The sequence below is a fragment of the Polaromonas sp. genome, assembly GCF_018780625.1.
In the GTDB taxonomy this organism is placed as follows: domain Bacteria; phylum Pseudomonadota; class Gammaproteobacteria; order Burkholderiales; family Burkholderiaceae_C; genus Polaromonas.
In genome coordinates this window covers 1-8,875 of record NZ_JADMJK010000191.1, presented here as the reverse complement: position 1 = coordinate 8,875, position 8,875 = coordinate 1, and the positions used below count along the sequence as shown (strand labels likewise).

Genomic DNA, 8,875 nt, shown 5'->3' with positions numbered 1-8,875 from the left:
GCGCATCCGCCCGCTCGTTTTTAGAAAGAATTCATGCAAGTCACGCTCGATAAACAATATCCCGTCGCCGCCGGTGTCGACGCCGCGTGGGCCGTGCTGTCCAACATTCCTGAACTGGCGACCTGCATGGCTGGCGCGCAGATCACCGAAGAAATTGATGCGACCCACTTCAAGGGCAGCGTCCGGGTCAAGGTCGGGCCCGCCGTGGCAGCCTTTGCCGGCACCATTGAGGTGCTGTCGCTGGACCCGGTGGCCCGCACGCTCAAAATGATAGGCAAGGGCGCCGACAAAGGCGGCTCCTCGGCCTCCATGGAACTGACCGCCGCGCTGGTGCCTGCCGACAACGGCCACAGCACGCTGCAAGGCCATGCCGAGGTGATCGTCAACGGCAAGTTCGCCCAGTTTGGCGGCCGCATGATGACCTCGGTGTCCGACATGATCCTGGCCCAGTTCGCCGAAACTTTTTCGCAAAAAGCGCAAGTCGTGCAGGGTGCCGCTGCGCCGGTCAGTGCTGCCGCGCCGGGTGCGCCTGCAGCGCCCACCGCGCCCGTGGTGGCCAGGGAACTCAATGGGCTGGCCATTATGTGGATGCTGATTCGCAACTTCTTTGCGCGCTTGTTTGGCCGCCAGACCTGACGCGGCGCCGGCCCATGACGCAACCCTTGACCACCCCCGAAGGCCTGCGCGAGCGCCTGTTCAAGGCCGGCTACATTGCCGACGAAGACCTGGCCAGCCTGGTCTGGATGGGGCTGGCGCTGGAGCGCCCGCTGCTGCTCGAAGGCGCGGCCGGCGTCGGTAAAACCGCCATTTCGGGCGCCTGCGCGCGCGCGCTGGGCCGCCCGCTGCTCAGGCTGCAGTGCTACGAAGGCCTGGACCTGAGCCAGGCCGTGTACGAATGGAACTACAGCCGCCAGCTGCTCGAAATTCGTCTGGCCGAAGCCGGCCAGGGCGATACCGGCCGCCTGCGCGACAACCTGTTTTCAGAAGCCTTTTTGCTGGAGCGCCCGCTGCTGCAGGCGATCCGTTCGCCCGAACCCTGCGTGCTGCTGATTGATGAAATTGACCGGGCCGACGATGCCTTCGAGGCCTTTTTGCTGGAAATGCTGTCGGAGTACCAGGTCACGGTGCCCGAACTGGGCACGCTCACCGCGCGCAGCAAACCGCTGGTGATTTTGACCAGCAACGGCACACGTGATTTGTCGGACGCGCTGCGCCGACGCTGCCTGTTTCATTACCTTGACTTTCCGTCGCTGGGCCGCGAGATCCAGATTGTGCGCACCCTGGTGCCCGAGGCCGCCAGCCGGCTGGTCGAGCAAGCCGTGGCTTTTGTGCAGCGCCTGCGCCGCGAAGACCTCGACAAAACCCCCGGCGTGGCCGAAACGCTGGACTGGGTGCGCGTGCTGTTCAAGCTCGGCCACGGCGAGTTGCCCGTTGACCCGCAGGCGCTGGTGCCCACGCTGGCCGCGCTGCTCAAAACCCGCAACGACCGCTGGCAGGTCACGGTGGAGCGCGTCGCCAAGCTCATCGACGGCCCGCGCATTGCGCAGGACGTGGGTGTGGCCGGCGCCATGAAATGAATGACAGGCCATGAACGCCACCGACCCCCGGGAACGCCTCGGTGAGTTCGCCCACTACTTGCGCGAGCACGGGTTTTCGCTGGGTTACGCCGAGCTGGAACTGATGGCCCGCGCCGCCGCCGCGCTGCCACTGGCGCAGTGGCCGCGCATCGAGGCGCTGTGGCGCGGCATTGCCGCAGGCAGCCACAAGCAGTGGCTGAAGTACCCGGAACTGCACCAAGCCTTCTGGTTCCCGCACAAGGTCAGGGCCTCCACCCGCAGTTCGGGCCTGACGCAGCGCGGCCGCTCGCTGCCCGAACTGGTGCAGCAAATGCACAGCAGCATGGACAACAAGGGCAACACCCCGCCCGGGGCGGCCCAGCCCACCGTGGGCATGGCCCAGCAGCCCGGCGCTGGCGACGTGGAGGCCAGCGACGCGCCCGAGCGCGCCCAGGGCGGCGCCGCCCGTACCGACCCGCTGGAGCAGCGCGACTTTGCCGACTGGCTGCCGGGCGACATCGAACGTTTTGAACCCCTGGTTGAAGCGCTCAAGCGCCGCTTGCGCAGCCAGTTGCTGCGCCGTTGGCAGCAGCGCCCCGACAGCGGCCCGATTCACCTGCGCCGCTCGCTGCGGGCCGCGCTGGCCACGGGCGGCGAGCTGGTCAAGCTGCATTACGTGCGCCGCCAGCGCCGCCCGCCGCGCGTGGTGGTGCTGGTGGACGTGAGCCGATCCATGGACGTGCATGCCCAGTTTTTTCTGCACCTGAGCCGTGCGTTTGTCGAGGTCATGGACGCCAGGGCCTTTGTGTTTCATACCCGCCTGGCCGACGTCACGCCGCTCATGAAGCGGCGCAGCGAACGCGTGCAGGAAAAAGTCAATGCCGTCACCTTTGGCTTTGGCGGCGGCACCCGCATTGCCACCTGTCTGCATGAGGCGCTGCATCTGCATCTGGCGCGCAGCTTGGGCCGGGGTGATTTGTTCATGGTGTTCAGCGACGGCTATGACACCGACCCGCCCGAGGCCCTGGCCGAGGTGCTGGCAGAGGTGCGTGGCCGTGGCGCCCGCGTGTGCTGGCTGCACCCCACGGTACAGGTGCCGCAGTCTGAAGCCATGCAGCGGGCCGCGCCCCATGTGTCGCGCTTCATGCCGGCGCACAACCTGGCCAGCCTGATGCGCCTGCCTGAATTGCTGGCTTGAACTGCTGGCGTAAGCTTTCGATGTAGTTGATGTATTTGCGCTTTTTACCAACCAGGAACCACCACGATGGGATGTTTGCTTAAACAGGGCGGCGGGCTGTATGCGCGCCTGCGCGTGGGCGCCGTGCTGCTGGCGGCCGGCGAGGGCGCGCGCATGGGCGGCGTGGCCAAGCCGCTGATCCGGCTGCAGGGCGTGCCGCTGATCAGCCGCCAACTGATTGCGCTGAGCGGCGCGGGCGTTGACGAAGTCGTGGTCGTGACCGGCCATGCCCGCGAAGCGATTGAGGCCCAGGTACAGGCTTTCCCGGTCACGCTGGCCCACAACCCGGCCTATGCCGAGGGCCAGCAGGGCTCGGTGCGCGTCGGGCTGGCAGCGCTCAGCGGCCATTTTGACGCGGTGTTTGTGGTGCTGGCCGACCAGCCGCTGATTGGTTCGGCCGACCTGACCGAGCTGCTCGCAGCCTTCAAAAAACGCCCCGCCGGCAACGTCGTGGTGCCGGTGGTGGGCGGGCAGCGCGGCAACCCCATCGTGCTCGACGACGTGGCCCGCAGCCAGATTCTGGCCAGCGACACCAACCTGGGCTGCCGCCACCTGATCGAGCGCCAGCCCGAACTGGTGCATGTGCATGAAACCAGCAACACCCGCTTCATCACCGACCTGGACACGCTGCAAGACGTGGAGCAACTCGCGCAGCGCACCGGCTGGCGGCTCGAATTGCCCGATGCCGCTACCGGGGGTGCTGCGTGAGCGCAAGCCCCGCCGCCTTGCAGCAGCACTGGCCGGTGCCGCTGGCCGTGCACCGGTTTGAACGTGCCGCCGAAGTCAACGCGGTGCTGGCGCGCGTGTTCCTGGCGATGCGCGCCACCGACCCGCAGGCGCCCGCCGGCCGCTTTTACGCCAGCGCCGACGACTTGCTGCGCCGCATCGACCTGCCCGAGTTCCAGGCCTTGCTGCAGTTCATTGCCGCATCGATTCAGGCCACGGCGCAGCAGGCCAACGCCGGTGTCTGGCCGGCGGGCCGGCATGGCCTTCAGCTTGAACTCACGGGCGTCTGGTTCCAGATCCAGAACGGCGCCGCCTTTCATGACATCCACACCCACGGCAACTGTTCCTGGTCGGGCGTGTACTACGTGCAAATCGACCCGCCCGCGCAACGCCAGGGGCATCCGGAGCTGGGCGCGCTCAACGGCGCCACACGCTTTTACAGCCCTATGTTTCCCTTGCTGGGCGGCGCCCACATCGACATGGGCAACGCTTTTTTGCAGCAGGCCACGCTCGATGTGACGCCGAACGAAGGCGATCTGGTGCTGTTTCCGGCCTTTTTGCCGCACAAGGCCATGCCCTACGCGGGCGAGCGCGACCGCATCATCGTGTCCTTCAACGCGCAGATACGCGCGCCCGGCGGCGACCAGTTGTTTCGGTACGCCGGGGCTTGATGGCGGGGTGACATACAGCCAGGATTGCTATTTATTTAATAGCTACTGGCTACCGTAAATAAAGAGCTAGAGCCTGATTCGATACATATTTTTGACGTAAGAACGACTTTTATCGATGCCCGTCTTACTTCAGCCTGGCATGCTGGCGCAGCCATTCGGAAAATTCGCTTTCGGTGACATCGCCTGTGGCGACGGCGAGCATGGTGATCGTGGCCTCGGCCTGCGAGGCGTACAAGCGGTAGCCGTTGAGGTAGAGAAACAGACCGGTGGCCAAAAAGGCCGCTCGTTTGTTGCCATCCACAAAAGGGGGGGGTTTAGCCAGTCCTACGGTGTAGCTGGCCGCCAGTGCCGCGAAGTCCGGCGGGTTGGCCGGATCGGCGTAGGCCAGCAAATTAAGCGGTCGGCCCAGCGCCGAATCCAGCAATCCCTCATCCCGCAACCCCACACCGCCGCCATGTTCCGCCAGGCTTTCACCGTGTAGCAGCAGCAGTGAGGACTTGGTGATCCAGCGCCACGTCATTTGGCAAGCTGGTGAAAGGTGTCCCGGAAATCACGCATGAACGCACGGCCCGCCGTGATTTCTTCCTCCAGTGCCGGGTCATAAGGCGTCAGCGTGTAGCCGTCCGGTGTCTCAGTCAAAAACACCGTTTCACCCTTGGCCAGCTTCAGTCGGGCAAGTACTTCCTTGGGCAAAACCACGCCTACGGAGTTGCCGATTTGGGTCAGTTTAAGCATGTGCATGGCAGTCCTTTGTTATTACAGATGTAATACTAAACCGGGTCCAGGGCTGCGTCAACTACTGCATTTTTTCCTTTGAACCCCAAGCGCGTCAGCCTGGCATTGAAGGCAATGCTTTTAAACATAGCCGTCATGCCCGCGAAGGCGGGCATCCAGCAGCAGAGCGCCTTGAGAACCCTGGATTCCCGCCTTCGCGGGAATGACAAGCGGTTTAGTCTGCGTCATGTTTTGCTTGCGCGTCGGCGCTTCTCACCCGCGCCAGCCCGCGCCCTCGCGCCGGGCGCGGCCCAGGGCTTCGAGGGTGTCCAGAATGCGGGGCAGGCCTTTTTTCCAGGGGCCACGGCCTTTGAAGTGGGCTTCAATGGCGGGCAGCGGCAGGGCGCTGGGGGCGCTGGCCAGCAACTGGGCCAGGGCGCGGACTTGTTCGGGCAGGGCGCTTGGCCAGGGCTGCTGCGTCGCGGGTGTGGCGTGCGGCACGGGCTGCTGGGGTAAGTCAAGTGTCAAATCGGCTTGTAGCCCATTCAGGGTAGGCACAAGAAGCTCTTGATTTGATAGCGTGTTTGCGGCCGCCCTGGCAACGGCCGGGTCTTGAAACGCGGGCCGCAGCCAGCGGATGTGGCCGGCTTTTTCTTCGGCGGCGCGCCGGGTGTTCAGCGCGACGAGGTGGCTCAGCAGGGCGTCTGTGCTTTGCTTGGGCTCAAACCCGTAGGCCAGCAGTACGGCGGCGTCGAGCTCGTCGTGCAGTTCCTTGAGCACGCTGACCAGGCCTTGTTCGTGCAGGGTCTTTTCCTTGCCCGTCAGCGCCCGGCCTTCGCGCAGGGCTTCAAGCACGTTGTACATCCCGGTCAGCGTCAGGCCTGCGTGGGCGGCCTGCTGGCGTTTGCGGTGGGCGTCGATCTGTTCGGCGAGTTGGGCGATGCGTTCGCGCAGTTCGGGCGTGAGGCCGGTGTCATCGGCGGGGAAGGGGAAGGTTTCGAAGCAGCGGGACTTGTTGTAACGGGGGCGATCTTCCAGCGTGCCGCCTTGCACCAAAGCCCATGCCCCGTGCAAGCGGCTGGACAGCACGCCGAGGTGAAATGCGCCGGTGCTGGCGATGGCAATCAGCATGTTGTCGGGCAGGATGCTGGCGTCGAGAAACTGGAAGGTGCGGTGCTTGGCGGTTTCGACGGTGGCGATGTAGCGGGGCAGGCCGGCAAGGGCCGGGCGTAAATCCTTGCGCGGCTCGCCAAACAGCCACCAGTTGTCCCGGTAGCTCGCGCGGTTGTTCTGGTCGCGCTCGGGTTTCACGCGCTCCAGCAGCCATTGGTAAATCGCCGGGAATTGTTCGCGCACCTGCTCGGCGGTCAGGCCGAACAGGTCTATCACCTGCACGCCGCGCGGCGTGTCTGTCAGGTCGCGGCCGTTGCGGTAGTCGCGGATGTGGTGCTGCAGTCCGGGCACTGTGCCGAGGCCTAGCGAGGCGGCTTCCTCATTGGTGACGATGAAGCCCGCGCCGTGCAGCTTCACGCCGGGCGACGAGATGTTGGCATTGGCCAGCATCGCCCCGGCCGACGCCACATTCGCACCCACGCTCAAATCGGCATGAATCAGGCCGCTGGTTTCTGCCAGCGTGACGCTGACTTCGCCAAACTCGCCGGTCTGTTCATTGCTGACGGTCAGCAGCCGCGCTGATGCCAGGGTGTCTGGCATGCCCACGGTCATGGCGATGCGCACGGCAGCGCCGTTGGCACTGTCCACCCAGGGGTGGTCGGGAATGGCCAAGGCCAGCGCCACGCCTTTGCCCAGCGCAGTCTGCACCACGCGGCGGTTGAAGGTCTGGCGCAGGCTGTTGGTGGTGATCAGTCCAAACTGGCGCGCCGAGCCCGAGGCCACCAGGGCTGCAGCGCGGCTCCACCAGTGCATCACGAAATCGGCGCTCTCGGGTACTTCGGGCCAGGCCCCGCGCAAGGCCTGCACGTAGCCGTCGCCCAGCGCGGCGCGCATGGTGCTGGCGCCAATAAACGGCGGGTTGCCCACAATAAAGTCGGCTTCAGGCCAGCGGGCTTGGCGCGGCTGGCTGTATTTCCACTGCGGCACCAGCGCCGCTTCGTCGGGCACCAGCGCGCCGGTCACGGGGTGGGTTTTAAAGGTGCGGCCGTCCCAGCGGCTCAGCTGCTGGCCGTGTTCGTCGTGGGCCAGCGTCAGGTCGTCCCAGGCCAGCACGGCGTCGCGGCGTTCAATGTTGCCGTAGTCATGCACCACGGGTTCGGCCACGGCCTTGTTGCCCCGGCTGCGGATGTGCCACTGCAGGTAGCCGATCCACAGCACCAGTTCGGCCATGGCGGCGGCGCGTTCGTTGAGCTCTATGCCCAGCAGTTGCCGGGGCGTCACGGTTTCGCCTTCCAGGCCCAGCAGGGCCTGGGTTTCGCCCAGCGCTTCAAGCTGGTTCATCACTTCGCCTTCCAGGCGCTTCAGGTGTTCGAGCGTGACGTAGAGGAAATTGCCGCTACCGCAGGCCGGGTCAAGCACGCGGGTGGTGCAAAGCTGGTGGTGGAATTTGCGGATTTCGGCGCGGGCTTCTTCCTGCTTGGCGTCGGCGGCCTTGCCGGAGAGTTCGGCCGCTTCATGCGCCAGCACCAGCGCGGCGGCCTGGGCCATCAGCCAGTCGGCGCGCAACGGCTCGATCACGGTGGGCAACACCAGCCGCTCGACATAGGCGCGCGGGGTGTAGTGCGCGCCCAGGGCGTGGCGCTCGGTGGGGTCGAGCGCGCGTTCCAGCAGGGTGCCAAAAATGGCGGGTTCGACTTCGCGCCAGTTGCTGTTGGCGGCCAGGATCAGGCCGTCAATCTGCTGCTGGTTCAATAGCAGGCTGTAGCCGTCGCTATGGGACTGCTTGAACAATTTGCCGTTAAAGCGCAGCACCTGGGTGGCCAGCGCGGCGCTAAAACCGCCCCGGTCCATGTCGGCCCACAGCACGCGCAGCATCTGCTGCAGGGTGACGGGCTGTTCGCGGTGGGTTTGCAGCAGGTTTAAAAAACTGCCCTTGGGTAGCAGGTCCACGTCTTCGGCAAACATGGAAAACAGCGCCCGCGTCAGGAAGGCGGCGACATGGTCGGGCGTGTGGCCGCTGCCTTCAAGCGAGCGGGCCAGCCCGGCCAGTTGGGTGGCGACCTGCCGCGTGACGCGGGCGCTGGCGCGGCTGGGGTCCAGGCTGTCGGGGTCCAGCCAGATGCTGCGCAGGGTGCTGCGTACATCAGCGCTGGCCAGGTCGGCCAGGCTGAGCCGGTGGCTGCGCGGGTCGGGAAAAGGCGTGTAGGTGGCGCCGCTGCGGCTGAATTCAGAGTACAGCTCAATGACGTTGCCCACATCGACGACCAGCAAAAACGGTGGCCGGCCTTCAGCGGCTGGCAGAGCGCGGGCGTAGCCTTCGGCCTGGGTGCGGGCGCGCAGCAGGGCGTCGTCAAAGCCTTTGGTGTGCTGGCCGGCCCTGAGCTTTTTGGATTCGAGCACGAAGTGGCCACGGCGGTAGCAGTCGACGCGGCCTGGGCTGGTGCTGCCGTCGCCGTGGTGAAAGGTGATGGGGCGCTCGAACATGTAGTTTTGCTCGGCCGTGGCGTGGGGCACCTCCACGCCCAGCAGTTCACACAACTCGCGCACAAAGCTCTGGGCGGTGGACAACTCGCTGGCGGTGACGCCTTGCCAGCGCTGGATGAATGTGTGGGCGGCGGCTTCGGTGGGGGCGTTTTGCATCGAAGGATGATAGCGGTCGGGCGGGTGTGCGCTGCCGCCTGCTGTGCCCGCTATGCCGGTCGCCCGGCTACATCAGCGTTCGGCTGCTTCCAGGCGCTGCACCCGCGCGCGCAGCTCGTCCAGCTCGTCCAGCAGTTCCAGCGCCAGCGCGGCCCCGGCCAGGTTCACGTCCAGGTCGGTTTGCAGCCGCAGCGCGACTCTGGCGCGCTGCAGGTGCA

Annotated in this window: 9 protein-coding genes; 5 read left to right on the top strand and 4 right to left on the bottom strand. The window is 65.7% G+C overall.

All coding sequences use genetic code 11. From position 1 onward, the window contains the following. Positions 1–33 precede the first annotated feature (33 nt). The 5 genes from IV091_RS14620 to IV091_RS14600 all read left to right on the top strand — a co-directional run bounded on the left by IV091_RS14620 (position 34) and on the right by IV091_RS14600 (position 4,190). On the top strand, positions 34–636 hold the full coding sequence (locus tag IV091_RS14620) for an SRPBCC family protein (RefSeq protein ID WP_293469968.1): 603 nt from the start codon (positions 34–36) through the stop codon (positions 634–636). 14 nt (positions 637–650) lie between these two features. Further along, positions 651–1,577 carry a MoxR family ATPase gene (locus IV091_RS14615; protein ID WP_293469966.1) on the top strand — a complete coding sequence of 309 codons (927 nt, stop codon included), beginning with the start codon at positions 651–653 and terminating at the stop codon, positions 1,575–1,577. 10 nt (positions 1,578–1,587) lie between these two features. Next, the gene (locus IV091_RS14610) at positions 1,588–2,754 is read left to right on the top strand and encodes a VWA domain-containing protein (protein ID WP_293469964.1); all 1,167 of its coding nucleotides are present in this window, start codon (positions 1,588–1,590) and stop codon (positions 2,752–2,754) included. 66 nt (positions 2,755–2,820) lie between these two features. Then, a complete protein-coding gene (locus IV091_RS14605) occupies positions 2,821–3,501 on the top strand; it encodes a nucleotidyltransferase family protein (RefSeq protein ID WP_293469963.1) in 681 nt (226 codons plus the stop codon). Continuing rightward, positions 3,498–4,190 (top strand): TIGR02466 family protein, encoded by a 693-nt coding sequence (locus tag IV091_RS14600; RefSeq protein WP_293469962.1) that lies wholly within the window; start codon positions 3,498–3,500, stop codon positions 4,188–4,190. Before IV091_RS14605 ends, IV091_RS14600 begins: the two co-directional genes overlap by 4 nt. A 124-nt stretch (positions 4,191–4,314) precedes the next feature. Here IV091_RS14600 and IV091_RS14595 read toward each other — a convergent pair whose 3' ends face one another. The 4 genes from IV091_RS14595 to IV091_RS14580 all read right to left on the bottom strand — a co-directional run bounded on the left by IV091_RS14595 (position 4,315) and on the right by IV091_RS14580 (position 8,870). Further along, on the bottom strand, positions 4,315–4,710 hold the full coding sequence (locus IV091_RS14595; RefSeq protein ID WP_293469960.1) for a type II toxin-antitoxin system death-on-curing family toxin: 396 nt from the start codon (positions 4,708–4,710) through the stop codon (positions 4,315–4,317). After that, positions 4,707–4,931 (bottom strand): AbrB/MazE/SpoVT family DNA-binding domain-containing protein, encoded by a 225-nt coding sequence (locus IV091_RS14590; RefSeq protein ID WP_293469958.1) that lies wholly within the window; start codon positions 4,929–4,931, stop codon positions 4,707–4,709. Before IV091_RS14590 ends, IV091_RS14595 begins: the two co-directional genes overlap by 4 nt. A 246-nt stretch (positions 4,932–5,177) precedes the next feature. Next, positions 5,178–8,657: a DNA methyltransferase gene (locus IV091_RS14585; RefSeq protein WP_293469956.1), complete on the bottom strand. Its 3,480-nt coding sequence runs from the start codon at positions 8,655–8,657 to the stop codon at positions 5,178–5,180. A 72-nt stretch (positions 8,658–8,729) separates the two neighbouring features. After that, complete coding sequence (locus tag IV091_RS14580) at positions 8,730–8,870, bottom strand: chaperone modulator CbpM (protein WP_293469970.1); 141 nt, start codon at positions 8,868–8,870, stop codon at positions 8,730–8,732. Positions 8,871–8,875: the final 5 nt, after the last annotated feature.

Excerpts from the sequence above, each read along its gene's own strand:
- IV091_RS14590 (WP_293469958.1), bottom strand. The coding sequence starts at position 4,931 with ATGCACATGCTTAAACTGACCCAAATCGGCAACTCCGTAGGCGTGGTT.
- IV091_RS14610 (WP_293469964.1), top strand. The coding sequence starts at position 1,588 with ATGAACGCCACCGACCCCCGGGAACGCCTCGGTGAGTTCGCCCACTAC.
- IV091_RS14585 (WP_293469956.1), bottom strand. The coding sequence starts at position 8,657 with ATGCAAAACGCCCCCACCGAAGCCGCCGCCCACACATTCATCCAGCGC.
- IV091_RS14595 (WP_293469960.1), bottom strand. The coding sequence starts at position 4,710 with ATGACGTGGCGCTGGATCACCAAGTCCTCACTGCTGCTGCTACACGGT.
- IV091_RS14620 (WP_293469968.1), top strand. The coding sequence starts at position 34 with ATGCAAGTCACGCTCGATAAACAATATCCCGTCGCCGCCGGTGTCGAC.
- IV091_RS14615 (WP_293469966.1), top strand. The coding sequence starts at position 651 with ATGACGCAACCCTTGACCACCCCCGAAGGCCTGCGCGAGCGCCTGTTC.
- IV091_RS14605 (WP_293469963.1), top strand. The coding sequence starts at position 2,821 with ATGGGATGTTTGCTTAAACAGGGCGGCGGGCTGTATGCGCGCCTGCGC.